The sequence below is a fragment of the Staphylococcus sp. Ze2 genome (genome assembly GCF_048568365.1).
GTDB classification, from domain to species: Bacteria; Bacillota; Bacilli; order Staphylococcales; family Staphylococcaceae; genus Staphylococcus; species Staphylococcus xylosus.
This window is the reverse complement of sequence record NZ_CP183486.1, coordinates 231924-256023: the sequence shown is the minus strand read 5'-3', so window position 1 is coordinate 256023 and position 24100 is coordinate 231924. Positions and strand designations below refer to the sequence as shown.

Genomic DNA, 24100 nt, shown 5'->3' with positions numbered 1-24100 from the left:
AATTATAGGAGGAGCAGTTATAACTATAAAATATCTATAATTTATAAAGGTATAAAATTTACAAATACCTTGTTCTTTAATCATTCAATAAAAAGTTTTCTTGTATAAATTTAATCCAATTTTTAGTAAGTGAATCGACTATTGTATCTTTTCTCCAAATAAGTGCTAACTCCCATTTCATCGATGCTTCATTGATGTTTATTGCTGTTAAATCAGAGTCTAATAATTCTAAAATTCCTTCTGGTAGCACACAAACGCCCATATTATTTAAAAGCATTTCTCCAATAAAACTCCATTGTGTTGTTTCAAAAATAACATTTGGATTAAATCCATGATTTCTACAAATATTAATAATTTTATCGTTTAGATAAAAGTCAGAGTTAAATAAAATAAATTCCTCATTTACTAAATCTTCTATATCTATCATCTGTTTATTAGCGAGGTGATGGTTTTTATGCACGACGAGCTTTAGAGACTCCTCTAAAAATGCAAAAGTACTAAAAATTTTAGTATCAGTTGGTAAAACGGTGATGCCCATGTCTAAATCTCCATAATAAATATCATTTTCAATTTTTTTGCTTCCATTTTCAAAAAGTTGGAAAGTCACATTTGGATAAGACTCATGAAACTGAGAAATTAAATTAATCAGTTTTCGTATATTAATGATAGTGGGTATGCCTATTTTTAAATGACCGGACTTCATTTCTAGTAAATTGCTTAAATCGTTAGGAATGTTGTCATACATTTTTAGCATCTCTTTACATTGGAAGAAAAATGCCTCACCAGCGTCTGTTAAATAAATTTGGTTTTTAAATCTGTGAAATAAAGTAACATCTAATTCATCTTCTAATAATTTGATTGTATTGCTAATAGTAGGCTGTGTAATAAATAGTTTTGACGCTGCCTTAGTCATGCTTTTTAAATTAACCACTTCCACGAAGTACTTCATATGTCTGAGCTCCATTATATTTTGCTCTCCTTAAATAAAAGCGTTATTTATATGCTTATTGTATATTGAATTTATATATTTATTATATATCAACTATTAATGTGGTAAAAGTTATATATTTTTTCACTGAAGAATAGAATACTTAGTTTATTGAATGTAAATATTGTTTTTTCTATTAGCAAATAGATACAATTAGTATAAATATTAATCATAGGGGGCATAAAAGTGAATATTAAGCTTATTGTTGCAGATATGGATGGTACTTTTTTGAATAGTGACAGTCAATTTAATAGCGAATCTTTTCAATTATTAAAAGAAAATTGTGAAGAACATCAAATTCGCTTTGTCTTTTGTACTGGAAAACAATGTGAGCGTGTTGAAAGTATTATTGGAGAGTTGTCCAAAGATACATTTATTGTTGGAGATAGTGCAACGAGGATTAAATATAATGGAGAGTTTATTTATAATGCCAAAATTGAAAATACAAAAGGGAAAGAAATTATACAGACGATTCAAGATATTGATCAAACACAAACCATATTAGGTTGTACTGAAAAGGGCGCTTATGTATTAAATCACATACCAGAAATTGAAAAGAAAATTGTGCATGGCTCATTTCAAAACGTAACATATATCAATGATTTTGCTGAAGTTGAAGATGATTTCTTAAAAATTTCAGCTCATGATGCTATGGGAAATTGTAAGACTACTGCTAATCAAATAAAGCATTATGAGTCAGAGGTTTATATTATAGCTTCTGATGATGAGTGGATTGATATCGCAGATTTAGGTGTTAATAAGGGGACAACGATTCGGCGAATACAAAGATTACTGCAAATAAGTCCCACAGATACAATAGCATTTGGGGACGGGTTAAATGACATTGATTTGTTTAAAGCAGCTAAATATAAAGTTGCGATGGACAATGCATACCCAGAATTAAAGAAAGAAGCTAATTTAATAGCAAAAAATAATGATGAAGATGGTGTGGTACAAACACTTAATTTATTATTAGGCTTTAAATAAGTTGTGAATATGAAAAACTACTAAAAAACAACTAAAAACATTATAATGCTCACAATAATTCAATGTTTCTGTGATATTATCAGTTAGGAGTAGAATGAGGAGAGTTTTTAAGAAACTTTCATTATTCTAGCTTTATTATTGATATTAGGAGGCGTTTTACATCATGAGCACAAGCGAACATTCACGCTCTGGCAATAAATTGATTTTAGCAATTGTTTTAAGTATATTAACGTATTGGCTATTTGCCCAATCGTTTATAAATATATCAACACCAGTCCAACAGACTTATCATACTACTCCAGGAATTTTGAATTTGTCTGTTAGTATTACTTCTTTTGCAACGGGTATTTTTATGGTGGGTGCCGGTGATATATCAGATAAAATTGGTCGCTTAAAAATGACTTATATTGGCATTATTTTAAGTATTATAGGTTCACTATTAATTATTATTTCTGATATTACAGCGCTACTACTTATTGGTAGAATTTTGCAAGGGATTTCTGCAGCTATATTATTACCTTCAACAGTTGGTGTGTTCAACGATCAATTTAATGGTAAAGCATTACGAAGAGCTTTCAGTTATTTAATGATTGGTAGTGTAGGTGGTATAGGTTTAGCCTCTATGGTGGGAGGATTGATTGCTACATATATTAATTGGCAATCTAACTTTATACTATCCATTATTATAGCAATTATTGCATTTCTATTATTACTTGGTACAAAAGAAGAAGCTAAGGAAGTTATAGACAAACGACCTTTCGATTATGCAGGTATGTTAATATTTGCGGTACTTATAGGAAGTATTACTTTATTTGCAACACAAGGCTTTGAACAAGGTTGGACAAGTCCTTTTTCAATGATTTGTTTAAGTATCTTTGTTATTTCGACAATTATATTTTACTTCTTTGAGCGTCGTAAACACCTACCATTTATAGATTTTGAGTTATTTCGCAATCGTGGTTTAATGGGATCATCTGTGATAAATTTTGTTTTAAACTCAGCTGTAGGTATTACAACGGTGTTTAATATGTATGCCCAGGTTGAATTAGGGTTGAGTTCATTTCAATCTGGATTAGTAACAGTACCTTATGTAATTATGGCAATTTTAATGATTCGTTTAGGTGAGAAAATATCGATGAAGCATGGTGGAAAACCAATGTTACTATTAGGACCAGCCTTTCCTGCAATTGGTATTATATTTATCAGTTTAACTATTTTACCATCTGAATGGTATATTGCAGCTGTCACGTTTGGTTTTGTCATTTGTGCCATTGGTAATGGTTTGTGTGCAACGCCTGGTTTAACTGTTGCAATATTAACTATTCCTGATGAAAAGGTGGGTCTAGCATCAGGACTTTATAAAATGAGTGCTACTTTAGGCGGTGCTTTTGGTATAGCAATGTACACGACTATTTTCGCGACATTACAAGTATCGAATAGTGCTAGTGTAGCAGCTGCTTGGTCAATGATTACAGGCGTATCCTTGATGATTATAGGTATCATTGTAGCGCAAATCATTATTCCTAAAAATATAAAAGCATAATTTATTTCGAGCAAATAAATAATATTATAGCTATCTAATCAATACTGTGAGGGCAGGATTAAGAAACTAATTTGAAAATTTTAGTTTCCATCCTGCCCTCTTTTTATTAAAAAATTTCATTACATTAATATTAAGAAAAGATAACGTGCATCTATTTCTTGAAAACTTGTGAACAAATTATATGCGTGTTGAATTATAATTATGTATTAGTTGTATTTTAAATTTATAATACATGTTATCATCAATTAGTTGCAATTTTATTAAATTTACAAAATGCTTATAACAAATTTAGAGGTGCAGTTTATGAAATACTATGGAGAAATACCAGTCATAAGAGCTATAGCAACGATGTTAGTGCTTTGTATACATTTAACGGCACAATTATATAATTCAAATGGTGTTATCGTAGACCCAGTTTTATCTTATTTTAATCAAATAGCGAGGTTAGGGACACCTATTTTTGCAGTGATTAGTGCTTTTTTACTTACAAGTTCGACACTAAAGCGTGAGTTCGAACTACCTTATTTTATTAAATCTAGATTCACAAAAATTTTAATCCCTTATATACTTTGGACTACTTTATATCTTATATTGAGAATACTTTTATCGAATACGTATTATCCAGCAGGAACACCAATAATTAAGTACTATCTTTTAGGGACTGCAGAAATTCATTTGTACTTTATTTTAGTAGTGATTCAATTTTATGTGTTATTTCCTTTTGTGCATAAACTGAAAAAAGGAGCACCACTGATTATTGCGTATGTAATAGGAACGCTGATTAATGCGCTTTGGTTAAGCTATGGTAGTGGTGCAGTTACTTTGTATAGTGAAATGTTAAATACGTTCGTTAATAGTAAAGCATTTATCTTAAATTGGATATCTTTCTTTTTCCTCGGTATCTGTTATGCGAAGTATTATAAAGAAATTAATGATATTGTTTTAAAGTATAAAATATATTTCAAAATCATTGGAATCCTTCTATTTATCGATTTAATTATTAAAATTGACACTACAAACTTATATGGTTCGACGAACGTTGCTAATATTATATATATACCAATTTTTCTTGCTTTATTAATTATATTTTATAGCCATGTTAAGAATCATACGTTGTTAACTCAAACTTTAACAGTTATAGGTAATTATTCTATGGGAATTTATTTAATTCACGTTTTTATAATTATGGTATATAGACAAACTCCATATGTTGATATTGTAAATAATCCTTCTACATTTGTTGCTTCATATATCATTGTATTATGTATTTCAGTATTAGTGATTTATTTAATAAGTAAATTACCTTTCTCCAGTTTTATTGTTCCTATTCCATCTAAAAAAGCAATCGTAAATAAAAATTTAGAAAATAAATAGCCATTCAAACTTTCTGCCTTAGGTGGGAAGTTTTTTATTTATATTTAAGAAATATTAGCTGTTATTTTTTATTTCTTTAAGTATAAGGAAAAATTGAATTTTAACATTTTAGGTTTTAAGCGATAACATTAATTTGATCTGCCAATCGTTTTAAAATCAAAAATAACTGCAAAGTTAAACATATAATTATTGTTTTAATAACATCTTGAATAAAATTATTTTATTGACTAAATATATAAATTAGGTTAGCCTAATATTATTGTTTTTATATCATAAAAGAAGGAAAGGAGTAATTTCATGTTAGATATAAAAAATTTATCTGTAACGTACGAAAATAAAACAGAAGCGTTACAAGATGTTTCTTTCCAACTTATAAAAGGACAAATTGTAGGCATTGTCGGGCCTAATGGGGCAGGCAAAACAACGTTAATTAAGTCTATAGTTAATTTGATGCCGCATAAAGGCATAGTACGCTTCAACGATTTGCCAATAGCTAAGCAACCTAAAAATATTTCATATGTCGAACAAAAAAGTAATATTGATTCAACATTTCCAATGAAAGTTTTAGATTGTGTGATGTTAGGGTTTTATCCGATATTAAAACCGTGGCAATTACCAAGTAAAAAACAAAAACATGAGGCTGAATTGGCACTTAAAAAAGTAAATATGCTTGAGTATAAAGATAATCAAATTGGAGAGCTATCAGGTGGACAATTTCAACGTGTACTTATTGCGAGAACACTCGTTCAACAAACAGATCTTATTTTATTAGATGAACCTTTTGTTGGTATCGATATTACAAGTGAAGAAATTATAGTCAAATTGTTAAAAGAGTTATCTCAAAAAGGTAAAACAATTATAATTGTTCATCATGACTTATCTAAAGTAGAGAAATACTTTGATAGTTTAATTATTTTAAATAAACGATTAATTGATTTTGGTTCGGTAGGGACAGTATTTAATAGCAGTAATTTAAAAGCTGCCTACGGTACTGATATTTTAATCGCTTCAGAAAGTGGGGCGCATCATGGTTAGTCAGTTTATACACGATGTATTTGAATTTAGTTTTCTACAACGAGCGCTCATTACTTCAATTGTAATAGGGATGATTTGTGGTGTGATAGGGTGCTTTATTGTACTTAGAAGTCTTGCTTTAATGGGAGACGCGATTTCACATGCTGTCCTACCTGGTGTGGCAATTTCTTATATGATGGGGATTAATTTCTTTTATGGGGCTGTGGTATTTGGTGTACTAGCGGCATTAGGCATTGGTTTTGTTAACCAAAACAGTAAGATTAAGAGTGATTCCTCAATAGGTATTGTATTTTCTTCATTTTTAGCGCTGGGTGTATTACTCATTACTAAAGCACAGTCATCCATAGATTTGACAGAAATTTTATTTGGTAACGTGTTAACTGTGAAGCCAGAAGATAGAACTATCACATTTATTGTAGTAGCGATTGTCTTGATAGTCATTATTGTATTTTATAAAGAATTTTTACTATCCAGTTTTGATCCCACAATGGCAGCTGCGTCTGGCTTACCAGTAAAATTCACCCACTATACGCTTATGGTTTTATTAACGTTAGTAACTGTAGCTTCACTACAAACAGTAGGTGTGATTTTAGTTGTTTCATTATTAATTACGCCAGCATCTACGGCTTATTTATTGACCAAAAGGTTATCAACGATGATCTTAACTTCTGCGTTGATAGGTATGGTGTCATCTGTGATTGGACTGTTCTTTAGCGTGACATTTAATTTACCATCAGGCGTAGTCATCGTGTTGGTAATTACAATCATATTCATCATTACATTCTTCTTAGCACCGAAAAATGGATTGCTATGGAAAATGATAAATTCTAGATAGGAGGTCTCACAATGAAAAAAATAATATTAATTTTAGCTACAGCGTTATTAACGATAATATTATCAGCATGTGGCAATAATCAAAAAGACACCGATTCTGACAATCAGCTGGAAGCTGTTGATAAAGATAAAGTTAAAGTCGTTACAAGTTTTTCAATGATTGAGGATATGGCCAAAGAAATAGGTGGGAAACATGTGGAAGTAACCAATCTTGTTCCGACTGGTACAGATCCACACGATTACGAGCCGCAACCAAGCGACATTAAACATTTATCTCAAGCTGATTTAGTTTTTTATAATGGGTTGAATTTAGAAGGTGGAGATCAAGGTTGGCTCTCTAAAGCTTTAAGTTCTACCGATTTTTCTAAAAAGAATGCTATTAAAGTATCAGAAGGGGTTTCACCTAAATACATTAAAGACGAAGATGGTAATAAAGAAGTAAATCCACATGCTTTCATCGACCCAAATGTTGGAGAAAAAATGATTAAAAATATTACAAAATCATTATCAGAAAGAAATCCCAAATATAAAAGTTATTATGAAGCTAATGAAAAAGAATACTTAAAGAAATTAAATAACATTGAGGATGACTATAACCAACAACTCGGTAGTATCCCTGAAGAAGACCGTGTATTTGTAGCTAGTGAGCAAGCCTTTCAATATCTGACTGACCGTTATGATCTAAAAGAAGGTTATATTTGGCCAATTGATACGGATGAGAATGGCACTCCAAATCAAATCAAAGATTTAACTAAATTTATAAAAAGTAATAAACCTGCTACTTTATTTGTAGAATCTAACGTCGATACACGTCCAATGAAAACAGTATCTAACGAAACTGGTGTACCTATTTATAAAAAGCCAATCTATTCAGATGAAATAGGTAAAAAAGGTGAGCAAGCAGATACTTATTTGAAATACCTTGAATATAATTTAGATGTGCTTACAGATGGATTGAAAAAATAAAGAAAATTAATAGCACTAGAGGGACATTTATACTATAAGTAAAAACTTCAATAAACTAAAAATGATAAGGCCAAGACGGCGATATCTAATGAGTAAAATTAGATTCTTGTCTAGCCTTGCCGTTTTTTTGTTTATAAGGATGGGACGTCTGCATGAGCCTTTGTTCAGGTCGTCTACTTGTGCATATTAGTAGTGATTACATAAGAATTTCATCTCAGGTAAATCTTTTATGCCTACCAATCCTAGTCATTTTGACTTGGTAGTGGGGCGATAAAATCTTTTTACCTAAATTAGATTATTATCTCATTCTAATACTATTTTAAATGTTCAGTGACTGACTAATGCCTAACCAGACGGTGTTTAAATTAATAAGTATATCGAGTGAGTTAAAGGAAGTTAACAAAAAACGCCACATACTCAAATAATTGAGTAGTGACGTTTTAAATGGAACATATTTTAAGTGAGAGAACTTATAAATGTTGTAGCAAGGCTGAAGTATACTAGCATGCTTACGATATCGTTAATCGTTGTGATGAAGGGACCACTAGCGACAGCTGGGTCAATACCTATCTTAGTCATTAAGAATGGTATTAATGAACCAATTGTAGTACCTACTGTCATAGCAATTGTTAAACTGATAGCTACAATCAAACCTAATAAAGGTTGGCTATAAATAATTAATATAACTAAAAAGAGGATAAAGCCACATACACTACCAGTGATTAAGCCGCTCGTTGATTCTTTTAGGGCGTGCTTAAATTTATTTTTCTTTTTCATTTCTCCTGTAGATATCCCTCTTACTGATACTGCTAATGATTGTGTACCTGTATTACCGGACATACCACTAATAATAGGAATAAACGCTGCGAGCAGTGACACTTTAGCTAAAGTATCTTCAAAAGAACTTAGTATAGTGGCAGTAATCATCCCTAAAAAGGTAAGTAATATTAACCAAGGTAAACGTTTAGTTGCTCTATTAATGACTGTGCCCTCTGCATCGCTCACATGGTCAAGAGCGGCCATTTTTAGATAGTCTTCATTTGCTTCTTTATCGATTACATCAATGATGTCATCTACAGTAATCATTCCTACTAGATGATTATAATTGTCAACTACTGGGATGGCTAAGAAATCATATTTACGCATCACATGTGCAATTTCTTCTTGATCTATAAAACTCTCAATTTTAATAACATCTGAATTCATCACATCGCTAATACGTTGGGTAGGATCTGAATTAATAATGTTTCTGAGAGAAAGCACGCCAATAAGTTCATTATCGTTATTTACTACATAGACTACATAAATCGTTTGTACTTTGCCGGAACGTGTCTTAATATGCTTCAATGCATCTCCAGCTGTCATTGTTGGTGAAATTGATATATATTCGGTTGTCATGATACTGCCAGCAGTTTCGTGGTGATAACTCATTAAATTTTTAAGCTCATATGCTTTCTGATCTGGTAAGGAGTTGAAAATTTCTAATCTTTGATCATTATCTAATAAATTTAATACATAAGTTGCATCGTCATCTGACATTTTTAATATTGCTTCTCTAGAAAAATCATTAGGCATTTCTTTAAAGATAATTGACATATCTTGTCTTAGGCTTTCGGTATTACTTAAAATTTGTGCCATTTCTTCCGAATTTAGACAGTGATACATATATAACCTTTCTTCTTCATCCACTAGCAAGAAAAATTCACTTTTTTCATATGGATGTAAACAAGAAAAACTATATATAAATTGACTATCTTCTCCTTGTTGAATCATTTTCAATAACGCTTCATATTTATTGAATAACGCGTTATTTCTTTCTAGAATATTATTGTTTACTTTCATTTTATCATCTCCAATCACTAGGGTGTCTTATTTAAGGGAAGGTGATAGACATCATATTCATACAAAGTATTTCATAATTATTTACTTGTTCACTTAAAAACCATGTGTGCAATTATGACATATTTTCATCTTCTTAACAATATATTTAGGCTAACCTAATATATAAATTAGATATTTATAATTATATGATGCGCGATATATACATAATTGTTAAGTTTCGCTTTTATTTATTTTAAAAAAGCAGACGATCGTAGCTGTCCAGATATAAAAAACACTTTCGCTTAATAAATTCGGCGAAAGTGTTTTAGTTTGATGTTTATAACAATGCACTGATTGTGTTTAATTAAAGTCCTAAAGCAGCAATTAAATCAACGATTGGTCCTAATAGTCCAGATAACATAATCAAGCGCCCCCTTGTTTAAATTGATATCATCAACATTCCTATGAAGTGAGAATATGAAGTGTTGTCTATGAATTCTGAGTCAGAGAATTAAAGTCCTAAAGCAGCAATTAAATCAACGATTGGTCCTAATAGTCCAGATAACATAATCAAGCGCCCCCTTGTTTAAATTGATATCATCAACATTCCTATGAAATGAGAATATGAAGTATTGTCTATGAATTCTGAGTCAAAGAAATTAAAGTCCTAAAGCAGCAATTAAATCAACGATTGGTCCTAATAATCCAGATAACATAATCAAGCACCCCTTTGTTTTGAATTTATATTACATTTACATATTATTATAAAAGTTTTTGTATTCAAAATTTGTGTAAAAAAACATAACTTAAAACGTTAACTTTCTTCACAAAAATAAAATTCTTATGATTTATAGAACTTGAATAATAGTAGACTATTAACCAATCATCACAAGCACTCTCAGGTATTATTGCCTCTATAATTATTACCAGATAACATTAAGTATATTAGATGAAAATATTAGTTTGCAGATGATGTTTAGTTGATAAATACCTTGATTATAATTTGTGAAAAGGAATTTAATTGTAATTTTTGAAATTTTTGCATAATTTTCAAAAATAATGGTATATTACATGTAAGGGCTTACATTTATAAAAAAGGAGAGGCTTTAAAAGGGGAAATTATGTATAACAGTTTGGATTAAATAAAGATAGGAGACACCTATATGAAAATTATTCCATTTTCAGATTTAACAAGCATCATTAAAAAAGGTGATGTTATAGCTCTGGCAGCCTTATCAACGGCTAATTTACCAGCTGAGATATTGAAAACGTTAGTCGAACATAATGATGAAGATCAATCTTTTAAGGATTTTACTTTTATGCTAGCGAATGACATTAGTGATTATCGTGGAGATAGTTATGATTTAGATTCTTTTACAACAAGGGGTATGATTAAGCGATTAATTACAAGCATCATTACTGGTTCACCAGAAACCATCAATGCAATGCGCAATAATGACATTGAAGCATATTATTTACCACAAGGTGTGATTACGACACACTATAGAAATAAAACACACGCTTCACCAGGCATAATATCTAAAATCGGCCTAAATACCAATGTAGATCCTCGTTATTCAGGAGGTAAAGTCAATACATGTACAACAGAGGATTTAGTGTCATTGATAGAAATTAATGATCAAAAGTATTTACAGTATCATTTTCCTGATATTGATATAGCACTATTAAGAGGTACATATGCCGACACAGATGGAAATATTTATATGACTCATGAGGCCCATTTAGGCGAAGGTTATAGTTTGGCGGCTGCAACGCATAGGAATAAAGGAAAAGTGATTGTTCAAGTTAAAGATGTTGTAGAAAAAGGCAGCTTTAACCCAAGCGATGTATTTATTCCAGGAAAGCTAGTGGATTATGTAGTGATTAATACGAATCTAAAGCTTCATAGACAGGTCGTACAAACACATTATGATCCAGCACTCTCTGGTCATTATCAAATTGTTAAGATGCGAGAACCATATATAGCTTTAGGTACCCGTAAAGTAATCTTGAGACGTGCAGCTCAATTTCTACTCGAGGGAGACGTAATCAGTATTGGTTTTGGCATAAATAATGAATTATCCAATGTGTTAATTGAAGAACAAGTGAATCATCTAGTACAACCAAATATTGATACAGGTGTTTTCGGTGGTTTAATCAGTAGTGGATCGCGATTTGGTATGAATTATAATTTGAGTGCTCGTATGAGACACGACATGACATGGGATTTCATTTATAACGATGGGTTAGATGTAGCGTATCTCAGTTTTGCCGAAGTTGATCAATATGGAAATGTAAATGTTTCAAAGTTTGGAGATAAAATGAATGGCTGTGGCGGCTTTATAGACATCAGCCAAACAGTGCACACCATTGTTTTTTCAGGTTCGATGGTTGTCGGGGGTCAACTATCGTATGAAAATAACAAAGTAACTGTGAAGCAAGAGGGTCATACTTCAAAATTTGTAAATAATATTGGTAATACGGATTTTAACGCCCACAACGCTTTGGAACTAAAGCAAGAAGTTTATTTTGTAACGGAACGCGCAGTTTTTGTATTAACGTCTAAGGGGTTAAAACTTCTTGAGATAGCACCTGGCTTGGATCTAGAAAAAGACATTTTAGCACATATGGCATTTAAACCTATCATTGCAGATGATATCAAAGTGACCGATAGCGATATTTATCAAGATGAATGGGGAGGATTGTCTCAAGCAATTAAGTCGGAACATCGTATTTAAATAAGGGGGAGAAAAATATGAACTACGACTGGATTAAAACAAGAGCAACGTTTGACGATAATAAAGCCGCAGTGATTGATCCATTCAAAGGCACTGAATGGTCCTATAAAGATTTGAATATTCGTGCAGAAAACTTAGCCAATTATTTACAAGATCAAGGTATTAAACGTGGTGATGTCGTCGGTATATTCACACCTAATGATGTAGCGCTATTAGATTTAATGTTTGCTTCATTTAAATTAGGTGCAGTATACTTGCCGATTAATTGGCGTTTAAAAACGCAGGAGATTGAGAGTGTTATCACTGATTCAAATGTGAAACTCATTTTCTACGCTGAAAAGCATGTTTCAAGTTTAGAAGGCGTTGCAGATGAATTACTACACATGGATATAGACTCAAAAGTATATGATGACATTGTAGACCCAACACAACATCGCCCTTTCAATACTGTAAGTGTTGAAGGAAGTGATTTAGCTTCTTTAATGTATACAAGTGGTACGACGGGATTGCCTAAAGGAGTTATGTTTTCATATGATTCTTTTGTCAATAATCCAATTAATATAGCGCTAACTTATAAAATTAATTCGACGTACACAACTATTATTTCAACACCTATGTTTCATGTATTAGGGTTTAACGATTTGACACTACCTTTATTAATGGCTGGTGGCACGCTTATACTGCAACGTTACTTTAATGGCGAATCTTTAAATGATTTAATGGCTCAGTACCAGCCAAATTATTTAATTCAGATTCCAACGATGTATTATGCAATGTTAGTAGCTGAAAATTTTGACCTGAAAAACTTTGAAAGTATCGATTTCTTAATTCAAGGTGGCTCAGCCCCATTACCAATGGTTCAAAAGAAATTTAATAGTATGGGATATTCTATTATTAACGGTTATGGTTTAACTGAAGCACCACTCGTCATGGTTAATACACCAGAGAATGGGGCGCAGAAGCCCGGTAGTATTGGACAACCAGTAATGTTCATGGATATATGCATATTTGATAATAATTTAGAAGAAGTAGAAGTTGGAGAAATTGGTGAACTTGGGGTTCGTGGGAATAACGTGACACCAGGTTATTGGAATAAACCAGAAGAAACTGCAAAAACGTTTCATGGTGAATATTTCTTAACTGGTGATTTAGCCAAAGTAGATGAAGATGGTGATATCTATATCGTTGATCGCCGCAAAGAAATGATTATTACTGGTGGCGAGAATGTATTACCTTCCGAAGTTGAAGCGGTATTATCAGAACATCCACTTGTAGCTCAAGGTGTGGTTGTCGGATATGATAGCCCTAAATATGGTGAATCAGTTTCTGCAGCGGTTGTACTTACTGAAGATGACCCAGACTTTGAACAGAAATTAGATAAACATATGCGAGAGAACATTGCAGGTTATAAAATACCGAGATTATATCTAAAACTGACACATATGCCTTTAAATTCTACTTCAAAAGCAGACAAGTTGGAACTTAAGAAATACATGAATGATAAAGCTCAGAAGTTAGCTCAAGGTAAAGATGAATTAAATTAATTAATAAGCAAATTTTTTCTATAAAAATGTAAGCGCAAACATTACAATGGAGGTTTTAATTATGCCAACAAAAGAAGAAACAATCAAAGCACTATACCCAGAGGACATCTTAAGCATTGCGAAAGATTTAACGGAAGGCGAAGTTAAACTGCTAAAACAGTTGAATGACATGTTAGAAGAAAAATACCGAGATTCAGTCAATGAGCATTGGTTAAATGCTACTGAACCAGAAGGTTATTTCGAAGAGTTAGGTAAATTAAATTATTTCAGAAACCCATTACTTTTTGAAGGTCGTGAAGGTGCGCAAACACCAAGCCAAATGTTCCAATTCTTTATGTCATATACAATAGCAAGATTTGATGTCTCTTTAGCGACATTGTTAGGTGTCCATCAAGGATTAGGACATAATTCATTTTGGTTTGGTGGTAGTAAAGAACAACAAGCTTACTACTTACCCAAATTACAATCTCATGAATTGCGTACATGTTTTGCATTAACTGAACCAGAGCATGGATCTGATGTTGCAGGTGGATTAGAAACGACGGCTAAAAGAGAAGGCGATGAATGGATTATCAATGGTGAGAAGAAATGGATTGGCGGAGCAAATGTAGCTGATGTTATGCCTGTATATGCGGTTGATGTCGATACAGGTAAGCCAAAAGGTTTCATCATTGAACCAAGTCAAGAAGGTGTGGAAATTGAACTGTTAGAACATAAAATAGCATTAAGAATTGTTCCTAACGCAAAAATTCGATTGAAAAATGTAGTCGTCAAAGAGGATAAACGTTTGCAAAATATTAATTCCTTTAAAGATATTGCGAAAGTCTTGTACTCTACACGTGCTGGTGTTGCATATATGGCTACAGGCGCTATGGCTGGTGCTTTGAGAGCAACGACAGACTATGTAACAAAACGTAAACAGTTTGGTAAAGAGATTAGTAAGTTCCAGTTAATTCAAGAAAAATTAGCCATGATGCAAGGTAATTTAGCGCAAGCAATGGCTACATGTGCACAGCTTGCTCGCATGCAGGCTAATGGAGAGTACGACGAAGTAGCGACCTCAACTGCGAAAATGATGAACTCATTAAGATTAAGAGAATCTGTAGCTATGGGACGTGGTGTACATGGAGGTAATGGTATTTTAGCTGGAGAATATGATATCGCTAGATTCTTTGCAGATGCTGAAGCTATTTACACTTATGAAGGCACACATGAAGTTAACGCCTTAGTAATTGGAAGAGCAATCACGGGTGATTCGGCATTTATTTAGCACACATATATGTAATTCAAGAAAAAATTTGGAGGGTTTAGTATGACGATAAGAAAAGCAACAGTATTAGGCGCAGGTACAATGGGCAGTCAAATCGCAGCACTGCTTGTTAATGCAGGGCTAAAAGTAAAACTGCTAGATATTGTGATTGATGAAAATGATCCTAATAAAATTTCAAGAAAAGCATATGAGATTATAACAAATCCTAAACGTCCACAATTATTTGATTTAGCATTTGCATCCAATTTATCTTACGGAAATTTCAATGAAGATTTAGTAGGACAAGATGATGCAGATATTTATATAGAAGCAGTTAAAGAAGAAGTAGATATTAAGCATCAAGTTTGGACTAAAGTGAAAGACGTTGCCAAAAAAGAAGCGATATTTGCGACGAATACTTCAGGAATACCAATCGAATCAATCGCAAATGTATTTGATACACAAGATAAAGAAAGATTCTTTGGAATGCATTTCTTCAACCCACCACGTATTATGAAATTAGTGGAGGTTATTCCAAATAGTAATACTTCTGAAAAAGTTATTGCACGTGTGCAGGCATTTGCTGAAGACGTACTTGGTAAAGGTGTCATTGTTGCAAATGACGTGCCAGGATTTGTTGCTAACCGCGTCGGTACTCAAACGATGAATGACATTATGTATAGAGCTGAACAACAAGGATTTTCTATAACAGAAGTAGATGCATTAACGGGTCGAAGTATTGGGCGTCCTAAGATGGGGACATATGGCTTGTCTGATTTAGTAGGATTAGATATCGCTATAGCAGTTATCAAAGGATTACAAAGTATACCTGAAGAACAGCCCTTCTTCCACGATATTAAACTGTCTGAAAAATTAGTGGAAAATGGCGCGTTAGGTAATAAAACTAAACAAGGGTTTTATAAAAAAGTAGATAAAAAGCGTTATGTGTTTGACCCAGAACAGAATGATTATGTAGCGCCTGAACAACCACAATTAGAAATTTTAGGTAAATTCAGTAAAGACTTAGTTAATAATTTAGACGTTATCTTTAACGCACAAGATGATGCAGGCGTGTTCTTATGGGAAACGTTAAGAAATAATTTCTATTATTCAGCAGTTAATGTGCCGAAAGCTGCAGAATCCTTCAAAGATATTGATCGTGCATTAGTATGGGGATTCAATTGGAAGCTAGGAGCATTTCAACTATGGGATTTAATGGGATTCGAACGTGTGAAATCACGTATGAAAGAAGAGTTAGGTCAGCTACCAGATTGGATAGAACAACGTACTGCGCCATTCTATAGTGAAGGTGAATCAATCGAGCGAATTACACCGGTAGCAGAATATATTGATGAAGAAATTTGGGATAAAGAGGACTCAAATTTATCAGTAGCCAATAAAGACCAACTTTTATTAAAACTACAAAGTAAAAATAATGTTATCTCTAATGGTTTTCTTGATGATTTATTAGATGCAATTAATAAATTAGAAAGCGAAGATTATACGAGCATGGTCATTTATGGCGGTGGAAATAACTTTAGTGTTGGCGCGAACTTATTCCAAATGAAAAAAGCACATGAAGAAGGTCGTGTAGTAGAAGAAGTTGGCGCAGCAGTTGAACAACTACACCATGTATTCTCTAGATTGAAATATTCATTGAAACCAGTAGTGACAGCAGTTCACGGTAGAGCCTTAGGTGGTGGTTGTGAGTTAGTTTTACATTCACCAATTGTAGTTGCTGCAAGTGAATCTTATATAGGTCTTGTTGAAACAGGAGTTGGCTTATTACCTGCTGGTGGTGGGCTCGCTGAATTAACAGATAGAGTGCTACGTACGAATCATAAAAATGATGATAAACAAAAATCAATTACGGATATATTAATGCAAATTGGTTTTGCTAAAGTTTCAACTAATGCCTATGAAGCTATCCAATTTGGTTATTTAAGAAATACAGATACAGTAATTTTAAATACTGAAAGACGTGTAGAGGTAGCCTTAAACAGAGCGCGTTATGAAGCGGAAACAAATTATGTGCCAACGCCAAAAACACAATATATAGCGTTAGGAAAAGACTTTAAAGCATTAGCTGAAGGCCAGTTAGACGCACAACGTATGGGTCATTTTATCAGTGACTATGATTATGAAATTACGTTGAAAGTGGCAGAAGTATTATCGGGTGGAGATATTCCGCGTAACACTTACGTTAATCAAAGATACTTGCAAAAACTTGAAAAAGAGAGATTTTTAGAACTTTTACAAAACAAAAAAACGTATGACAGAATTTCACATATGTTAGAAAAAGGTAAACCACTACGTAACTAATCATTAATCAGGATAAGAAAGGGTGAACTTAAATGCGAGATGCATATATTGTTGCTTATGGACGTTCAGCAGCTGGTAAAGCAAAAAATGGTGCGATGGCTCATGAAAGACCAGATGAGGTGGCCGCTAAAGTATTAAAAGGTGTATTAGAAAGAGTTGGAGGTTCATTTGAGCCAAGCATGGTAGAAGATGTGATTGTCGGTAACTCATTCCCAGAAGGTTTGCAAGGTCAAAATATTGCACGAACGATTGCATTACTTGCAGGTATGCCTAATGAAGTTCCAGGACAAACGGTGAATCGCTATTGTTCTTCAGGGCTTCAAACGATTGCACATGCGGCAAATCAAATTATTGCTGACCAAGCAGATGTCCTTGTCGCTGGTGGTATTGAATTGATGAGTGCAGTACCAATGGGAGGCAATGAACCAACGAATAATCCAATACTTCAAGATGAAGATTCTGGTGTTTCTTATCCTATGGGATTGACTGCAGAAATGGTTGCTGAAACATATAATGTTTCGAGAGAAGACCAAGATGCATACGCTGTGCAAAGTCATCAACGAGCAGCAGAAGCGCAGCAGTCCGGAAAATTTGAAGATGAAATTATTCCTATAGAGGTCAATAAGGTGACTTATGATCAAAATGGTCCGGTTATTAGCAAAGAAGTGTTTAAAGATGACGAATTGATTAGACCCGACACAAATAAAGAAGCACTTGCTAAGCTACGTACAGTATTTAAGGCTGACGGCACAGTGACCGCTGGACAATCTGCACCATTAACAGATGGTTCCGGATTCGTAGTTGTGATGTCTGGAGAAAAAGTAAAGGAATTAGGTGTTAAACCAATTGCACGCTTTGTAGGATTTAAAGCTGTTGGTGTAGATCCTAAATTAATGGGTATCGGACCCGCTTACGCGATTCCTGAAGTGTTAAAACAAGCTGACTTAGATGTTAGCGATATAGATTTAGTAGAATTAAATGAAGCTTTTGCATCTCAAACATTAGCATCTATGAGAGAAGTTGGATTAGATACTGAGAAGACGAATGTCAATGGTGGTGCAATTGCATTAGGACATCCACTAGGTGCGACCGGTGCTATGTTGGTGGGGAGATTATTATCGGAAATGAAGAAAAGACCAGATACAAAATATGGCATGGTAACAATGTGTATCGGTGTCGGCATGGGCGCTGCAGGCATCTTCGAATATATAAGGTAATATATAATGAATATAATAATGGCCGTGACATCATATTTGATGTCACAGCCTCAGTCTGTCGACAAAGTCTCCGACTTTGTTGGCAGTTTTTTATGCACGCTTTCCGCGGGCACTGCCTTAGCCTGTAGTCTTGGGCTAGTGCTATTCCAGCAGGAGTCGGCATAAACCACTGCCAATATGACAAAAAAATTATGATAATATATGTAAATTAAACAGTGATGGTGTTTATGTTGAATATATAAGATTGGTGGATATAGTAAAAAACAATATAAAATGCGAAGTCAAACAGTAGAGAGAAGCTTTGATGATGCAAAAGTGCAGCGTGGTATGCGATGAACGAGGTATAGAAGCCATGACAAAGTTTCCATGGATATCACACTGATTTGTGCTGACATGAATCTTAAAAAATCGCAATGTGACTAATAAAAGGACCATTAATGGTCTGAAAGATTACTACTATTTTGAAAAATTTATTTAAATAAGAAAATAAACAAACCTTTCGCATTAATTTGCGAAGGGTTTGTCAATGTTCTGAGGCCGGGACACCAAACATGATGTCTCGGCCTTATTATGTTTAATATGCATTTACTTTTAAAACACTGAAACTGAGGTTATTTTTGAGCACGTAGTCTTTGTTTTGCAGATTGTGTTGCATTATTTACTATTTGATTATCATATGCACGTGCTTTACCTAGACCAAAGTCTGGCATATTGAGATAAATATTTTCATATTGCTTTGATTCTGAATTATAAGTCTCATGATAGAATCCGACAGCGTCATTTTGCCTTAACGCCTTTGAAAATTTGCGCCACGCTTTTAAGTGTTTTGGCATTTTTGAATAATTTAAAAGTTGTTCATTCGACTCCCAATATTGGACTATCATCACGCCACGATATTTAAAAAACATTTCATAAGATAGACACCCGAGTGACTTATTATTTAATAACTCCTTGAGCATAGGCGGCATAGCTAAAAGAACGGGTAACCATTTATGAATTTTATACCACTTGTTCACACGAAGGCCAATTAAGAATAGAGTAATCGGTTTGCTTGGTAACACAGTATATCTACCTTTGTTCATTTTTATCATTCCTTCTGCTAGAAAGCATAGCGTTAATTTCATTGATATCGTTTTGATTGCGTCTCGTTTCTATGATCCAAATTATAAAATAAGTAATTGTATAGATGATGATGAAAAACAAAATTGCTGATAATTTAAGTGGAAACCATCCTGCTAGTATAGCTAAAGGCAACATAAGCATAAACATAAGGCTAAAATGAAGTGATGTTTTAAACAAGAGCGATTTTCTAGAACTTGAAAATATGAGTTCGCCAAAACTGAAACTAACACCAATTAAGGCCCAGATAACAACTGAAATAAGCATAATTTGTAATTCGTTTAAATGTTGAAAATAGAAGTGTCCCATGGTTGATACCGGTGAGACAGGATGAAAAGCTGTGCGAGCAAAAATAGATGAAAAGATTAAAGCAATGATGACACCAATGGCAATACCGATGGTTGCCCCGCGAAATAAACGTTTCATAATTTTAAAGCCTCCTTGATTAATGGCAAATATCTCCGTGAAGAGTATGTGAAGTCATTATTAGTAAAACGAATCTCGATAGTGCCATTTTTATTTAGTTTCAAATGATCGATATAGTTGATATTAATTATTTCAGATTTTGAAATCTGTAGAAATTGCATGCTAATTTGTAATTTAACTTCATATAAGCGTTGAGTACTGGTGTATTGATGGTCTGACGTTATAATCGTTAGAACTTTATTTTCTATACGAAAACTAATAATATCTTGATGTTTGATATAGTAAATATCGTTATTATATTTTCCGGGAAATAATTTGTTTTGAGATAGTTGCTTCATAAAAGCGATAATTTCTGGTAATTGTTCAGTATGTTTGTGACTTTGAATGATAACCTTGCCCTTGGGTAAATTATTATCGTGTATTATTTCTAAATCCATAAAGACACACCTCCTATTGCCATAAGTAAAACAAATTTTAACTATAAATACTATATAAATTATATAAGTGGCATGTATTTACGTTTAAGTGGTATATATTCCGCTAAATATTGTTATGTTTGCGCAAAAAAATAACCTTAAATTTTGGTTAACAACCAAGATCTAAGGTTATGCGTTTAACAATTTCTAATTTAAAGTAATAAATTGATGTGCGTGTTGAGATGTGAGTGAATCTGGCCATGTGATGTCAAATGCTGTCCAATTGATACCACCATCATCTGAGTAATAGACTCCATTATTATTGGCAATATAAAAGGTGCCATCTAGCTCGGTAATAGATGAAACCAATGTGCCATTTGGGGAAGGGAGTCCTGTAGTTACTTCAGTCCACTCACTATCTTGTGCTTTATTAATAGTGTAAATGGTTGAAAAGGTATTGTCTCCATAGTTATGTGCGTTATATGGAGAGTTTGAAGTAGCGATGACAATATTATCTGGGTTTTGAGAATTTATCGCTAAACCATAGCCATATCTGTGTTCAATTCCTTTAATAAACGTTGTCCAAGTCTTACCATAATCATCACTTTCAATAAATGTATCACGTCCACCATTTAAGAAAGCATCACCTAATACTCCGTACAATTTATTCGGATAATCTGGATAGCTTTTTAACACGTGAATATCAATAGGTGTATCTTGAGTTTGTGGTGCTGACCAATGTTGGCCTGAATCTGTAGATTGTATAAAACCACCAGCTTCAATTGTGAGGTTAATGACATTTGATGATTTAGTATTTGTATCAAACCATTTCACATGATGAGTATGTGGTCTAGGTGGGAAGAACCAGTGTTCTTTACCAGCAATATGACTAAAATCAGTGAGTAATTCAAATGAATCTCCCTGATCATCTGATATGAATAAAGCGCTAGGTTCAGTACCTACGAGCACAGAACTATGATGATTGCCTGTATCTATAACTGTAACTGCAGTGATAGAAGTCATGTGAATGTCATCATGTTTGAAGGGGCTATTGTATGTGAAACGTGTACCAATAGGGAACCAATTTTGACCTTTGTCCACACTTTTCCATAAACCACGATCAAACGTGCCGCAATAAAGAATGTCTTTAGCGTTAGGGTCTTGAGCTATTGAAATGATATTCATACCTTCAAGTTTTCTTTCGAGTTGGATTTCGTTATGTTCCTTATTAATTAGTATTAATGCATTGTCATAAGTGATTGCAAATTGTGTCATATGATAGCCACCTTTTAAAATTTAAGTGTAATTTAATCATGGATTCAGCTTACGTTTGTCAGTGCATGCATAACACTTTTATAGTTAATGATAATTAAAACATTATTGAAATTAAGTTACTGGCTCCACAGATTAATATACGTCACGTTGGTAACGTTGATGTTTTATCATTTCTGTCAAATAGTTCTCAGCGTCTACTTGGTTGTAATTACCTTCTCTCTTAAGAACGTTGATCAGTGATTGATGGACGCCACTTGCCATCTCGTCTTTATTACCACAAAGATAAATAATAGCGCCTTGAGTAATCCATTGGTAAAATTCAGCACTATTTTCCTCAATGCGATGTTGAACATAAATTTTATTTTCTGTTTCTCTTGAAAAAGCTAAATCTAATTTACTTAATACACCTTCATTAAGCCAACTCTCTAAATCATTTTGATAGAGGAAGTCGTGGTAATAATTTTGATTACCAAATATGAGCCATTGTGACCCTTTTAGACCTAAGTGAGCTCTCTCTTGAAGGTAAGCCCGGTATGGCGCTATTCCAGTTCCAGCTCCAATCATAATCACTGGTGTATCAGCTTCATAAGGAAATTTGAAATTTGGATTCTTTTTAAGGTATACGGGTAATTTGTCTCCTATAGGCGTCCGTTCTGCTAGTTGTACAGAACAAACGCCAAAACGCTCGCGACGATGAGCTTCGTACTTAACAACACGAACTGTAATATCGACACTGGAAGGATTGACCTGATTACTACTCGCTATAGAATACTCTCTTGGTGGTAACTTTCTTAATAGTTGTGGCAGCATTTGAGGTTCTAAGGATACGGGTGTGAAGTCTTGAATTAAATCAATCACATCTCTACCATATATATAATTCTGAATCCATTCTGATTTTTGGACATTTGCATTTAACATTGGGTTGCCAAACAATTCTGCCGCATTGTGCAAGAGCGCGGGTGTTAATTTAGAGATTTCAAAGTCATATAACAATACATCTTTAAGTGAGCGTGGCGCATCATTGTCGCTTAGTTGAATATTAGTATCAGCTTCCCAACCTAATGCTGAGATTAAACTTGAAACTAATGTTAAGTCATTGTGCGGCATAACGACTAGGCTATCTCCAGGTTCGTATGTTTCAGAGTAACCTTCAAGTGATAATTCTAAGTGACGTACTTCACGAGAAGCTTCTGGTTGTGTGAGTACTATATTTGTTAACACTTCTGCTTGAAAAGGGTTTGATCGGGAAAATGGCACTTCAGGTTCATCTATAGTGACAGGTTCATCATCTTCATCAATCGTATCTATATTCGTTGATGTTTGAGAAAGCAATTCAAGCATATTTGAAATCCATTGCTCGGCAGTTTCTTCAAAGTCAAAATCACAATCCACACGGTCAGCTATTCTATTTGCACCAAGTTCACCTAGAATATGATCGAAGTCTTTGCCGGCCTGACAAAAATCTGGAAAGTCTTGGTCACCAAGAGCTAATACTGCAAAGTTAACACTTTCTAGTTGAGGCGCCTCATCGCTATGAAGGTAGTCATATAAATCTAAAGCATTAATAGGGGGTTCACCCACACCTTGTGTTGAACAAATGATAAAGAGATGTTCAACATCGCTTAATGATTCTTTAGAGAAATCATCCATATCCCATAAATGTGCATTAAAATTATGTTCTTTCAACTTACCTTCAAATGTTTCGGCAATTTCTTCAGCGTTACCTGTTTCTGTACCATATAATATATTAACATCTATAGGTTCTGCTGAATTAACTATAGAAGTTGTATTATCTGTTTCATACTCTGGGTTGTCTGCGGTGTTTGGTTCTTGTGTTGCTGAAGTATCGTGCTCAGACTGATGTGCATTTGGGTTGATAAGGTAACCACTTAACCAATGTTGCTGTTCTGTCGAAAGCATTGGTAGTAGTTGATTTATGAGCGCCAATTGCTCCTCGTTAAAAGGGGTGTTGGTTTGATTAAGTTGCAAAAAAGTCACCTCTATTTATAGTATTTATATAGAAAATAGGTGGAAAACACCCAAAATAAACTATATTGAATTTTCTTGAATTATAACATTGATTAAATTATTTTAAATGATATGGATTATCATTTATGGAAAATCAAACTAATGACCTATATATTTTGTACTATGAAATAAATAAAAAGAACCCAAAACTTTATTGTTCTAAAGAGATTTCTGACTCACAATCAGGTAAAGATAACTAAGAACGCAAATGTTTGGTT

Annotated in this window: 18 protein-coding genes; 11 read left to right on the top strand and 7 right to left on the bottom strand. The window is 33.4% G+C overall.

All coding sequences use genetic code 11. The features are described from left to right. Window positions 1-76: 76 nt before the first annotated feature. Window positions 77-964 carry a cidABC operon transcriptional activator CidR gene (cidR, locus tag ACM591_RS01055; RefSeq protein ID WP_029378738.1) on the bottom strand — a complete coding sequence of 296 codons (888 nt, stop codon included), beginning with the start codon at window positions 962-964 and terminating at the stop codon, window positions 77-79. Between the two features lie 210 nt (window positions 965-1174). Between cidR and ACM591_RS01050 the strand changes: the two genes are divergently transcribed. From ACM591_RS01050 to ACM591_RS01025, 6 genes are all read left to right on the top strand, one after another. After that, complete coding sequence (locus ACM591_RS01050) at window positions 1175-1975, top strand: Cof-type HAD-IIB family hydrolase (protein ID WP_029378739.1); 801 nt, start codon at window positions 1175-1177, stop codon at window positions 1973-1975. Window positions 1976-2138: 163 nt separating this feature from the next. After that, window positions 2139-3518 (top strand): MFS transporter, encoded by a 1380-nt coding sequence (locus ACM591_RS01045; protein WP_029378740.1) that lies wholly within the window; start codon window positions 2139-2141, stop codon window positions 3516-3518. A gap of 303 nt (window positions 3519-3821) precedes the next feature. After that, window positions 3822-4892 (top strand): acyltransferase, encoded by a 1071-nt coding sequence (locus tag ACM591_RS01040; RefSeq protein WP_038679489.1) that lies wholly within the window; start codon window positions 3822-3824, stop codon window positions 4890-4892. 297 nt (window positions 4893-5189) lie between these two features. Then, window positions 5190-5927, top strand: a complete 738-nt coding sequence (locus ACM591_RS01035; protein WP_029378747.1) for a metal ABC transporter ATP-binding protein — start codon at window positions 5190-5192, stop codon at window positions 5925-5927. Beyond that, a complete protein-coding gene (locus ACM591_RS01030) occupies window positions 5920-6762 on the top strand; it encodes a metal ABC transporter permease (protein WP_326026093.1) in 843 nt (280 codons plus the stop codon). Before ACM591_RS01035 ends, ACM591_RS01030 begins: the two co-directional genes overlap by 8 nt. A gap of 11 nt (window positions 6763-6773) precedes the next feature. Then, window positions 6774-7727, top strand: coding sequence for a metal ABC transporter substrate-binding protein (locus ACM591_RS01025; protein WP_029378749.1), 954 nt, complete (start codon window positions 6774-6776; stop codon window positions 7725-7727). Between the two features lie 456 nt (window positions 7728-8183). Here ACM591_RS01025 and mgtE read toward each other — a convergent pair whose 3' ends face one another. After that, entirely contained in the window at window positions 8184-9569 is a 1386-nt protein-coding gene (gene mgtE / locus ACM591_RS01020; RefSeq protein ID WP_216715576.1) for a magnesium transporter, read from the bottom strand. A gap of 1142 nt (window positions 9570-10711) precedes the next feature. Here mgtE and ACM591_RS01015 point away from each other — a divergent pair. The 5 genes from ACM591_RS01015 (at window position 10712) to ACM591_RS00995 (ending at window position 18618) form a co-directional block, all read left to right on the top strand. Further along, window positions 10712-12286 carry a CoA-transferase gene (locus ACM591_RS01015; RefSeq protein WP_216715575.1) on the top strand — a complete coding sequence of 525 codons (1575 nt, stop codon included), beginning with the start codon at window positions 10712-10714 and terminating at the stop codon, window positions 12284-12286. A gap of 17 nt (window positions 12287-12303) precedes the next feature. After that, on the top strand, window positions 12304-13830 hold the full coding sequence (locus ACM591_RS01010; protein ID WP_326026940.1) for a class I adenylate-forming enzyme family protein: 1527 nt from the start codon (window positions 12304-12306) through the stop codon (window positions 13828-13830). 61 nt (window positions 13831-13891) lie between these two features. Continuing rightward, on the top strand, window positions 13892-15100 hold the full coding sequence (locus ACM591_RS01005) for an acyl-CoA dehydrogenase family protein (protein WP_029378753.1): 1209 nt from the start codon (window positions 13892-13894) through the stop codon (window positions 15098-15100). A 42-nt stretch (window positions 15101-15142) separates the two neighbouring features. Beyond that, the gene (locus tag ACM591_RS01000; protein WP_029378754.1) at window positions 15143-17401 is read left to right on the top strand and encodes a 3-hydroxyacyl-CoA dehydrogenase/enoyl-CoA hydratase family protein; all 2259 of its coding nucleotides are present in this window, start codon (window positions 15143-15145) and stop codon (window positions 17399-17401) included. A 32-nt stretch (window positions 17402-17433) separates the two neighbouring features. Further along, complete coding sequence (locus ACM591_RS00995) at window positions 17434-18618, top strand: thiolase family protein (RefSeq protein ID WP_038679492.1); 1185 nt, start codon at window positions 17434-17436, stop codon at window positions 18616-18618. A 611-nt stretch (window positions 18619-19229) separates the two neighbouring features. Here ACM591_RS00995 and ACM591_RS00990 read toward each other — a convergent pair. From ACM591_RS00990 to ACM591_RS00970, 5 genes are all read right to left on the bottom strand, one after another. Further along, on the bottom strand, window positions 19230-19700 hold the full coding sequence (locus tag ACM591_RS00990) for a DUF4188 domain-containing protein (RefSeq protein WP_138406171.1): 471 nt from the start codon (window positions 19698-19700) through the stop codon (window positions 19230-19232). Further along, complete coding sequence (locus tag ACM591_RS00985; RefSeq protein ID WP_138406172.1) at window positions 19687-20163, bottom strand: DUF3021 domain-containing protein; 477 nt, start codon at window positions 20161-20163, stop codon at window positions 19687-19689. The genes ACM591_RS00990 and ACM591_RS00985 overlap by 14 nt, the downstream gene beginning before the upstream one ends. Next, window positions 20160-20600, bottom strand: coding sequence for a LytTR family DNA-binding domain-containing protein (locus tag ACM591_RS00980; protein ID WP_029378758.1), 441 nt, complete (start codon window positions 20598-20600; stop codon window positions 20160-20162). The genes ACM591_RS00985 and ACM591_RS00980 overlap by 4 nt, the downstream gene beginning before the upstream one ends. Window positions 20601-20786: 186 nt before the next feature. Then, window positions 20787-21854, bottom strand: coding sequence for a WD40/YVTN/BNR-like repeat-containing protein (locus ACM591_RS00975; protein ID WP_138406174.1), 1068 nt, complete (start codon window positions 21852-21854; stop codon window positions 20787-20789). A gap of 132 nt (window positions 21855-21986) precedes the next feature. Next, entirely contained in the window at window positions 21987-23843 is a 1857-nt protein-coding gene (locus ACM591_RS00970) for a diflavin oxidoreductase (protein WP_326026096.1), read from the bottom strand. Window positions 23844-24100 lie beyond the last annotated feature (257 nt).

Coding starts and splice junctions, on each gene's coding strand:
- cidR (WP_029378738.1), bottom strand. CDS start 964: ATGGAGCTCAGACATATGAAGTACTTCGTGGAAGTGGTTAATTTAAAA.
- ACM591_RS01045 (WP_029378740.1), top strand. CDS start 2,139: ATGAGCACAAGCGAACATTCACGCTCTGGCAATAAATTGATTTTAGCA.
- ACM591_RS01040 (WP_038679489.1), top strand. CDS start 3,822: ATGAAATACTATGGAGAAATACCAGTCATAAGAGCTATAGCAACGATG.
- ACM591_RS01035 (WP_029378747.1), top strand. CDS start 5,190: ATGTTAGATATAAAAAATTTATCTGTAACGTACGAAAATAAAACAGAA.
- ACM591_RS01030 (WP_326026093.1), top strand. CDS start 5,920: ATGGTTAGTCAGTTTATACACGATGTATTTGAATTTAGTTTTCTACAA.
- ACM591_RS01025 (WP_029378749.1), top strand. CDS start 6,774: ATGAAAAAAATAATATTAATTTTAGCTACAGCGTTATTAACGATAATA.
- mgtE (WP_216715576.1), bottom strand. CDS start 9,569: ATGAAAGTAAACAATAATATTCTAGAAAGAAATAACGCGTTATTCAAT.
- ACM591_RS01015 (WP_216715575.1), top strand. CDS start 10,712: ATGAAAATTATTCCATTTTCAGATTTAACAAGCATCATTAAAAAAGGT.
- ACM591_RS01010 (WP_326026940.1), top strand. CDS start 12,304: ATGAACTACGACTGGATTAAAACAAGAGCAACGTTTGACGATAATAAA.
- ACM591_RS01005 (WP_029378753.1), top strand. CDS start 13,892: ATGCCAACAAAAGAAGAAACAATCAAAGCACTATACCCAGAGGACATC.
- ACM591_RS01000 (WP_029378754.1), top strand. CDS start 15,143: ATGACGATAAGAAAAGCAACAGTATTAGGCGCAGGTACAATGGGCAGT.
- ACM591_RS00995 (WP_038679492.1), top strand. CDS start 17,434: ATGCGAGATGCATATATTGTTGCTTATGGACGTTCAGCAGCTGGTAAA.
- ACM591_RS00990 (WP_138406171.1), bottom strand. CDS start 19,700: ATGAACAAAGGTAGATATACTGTGTTACCAAGCAAACCGATTACTCTA.
- ACM591_RS00985 (WP_138406172.1), bottom strand. CDS start 20,163: ATGAAACGTTTATTTCGCGGGGCAACCATCGGTATTGCCATTGGTGTC.
- ACM591_RS00980 (WP_029378758.1), bottom strand. CDS start 20,600: ATGGATTTAGAAATAATACACGATAATAATTTACCCAAGGGCAAGGTT.
- ACM591_RS00975 (WP_138406174.1), bottom strand. CDS start 21,854: ATGACACAATTTGCAATCACTTATGACAATGCATTAATACTAATTAAT.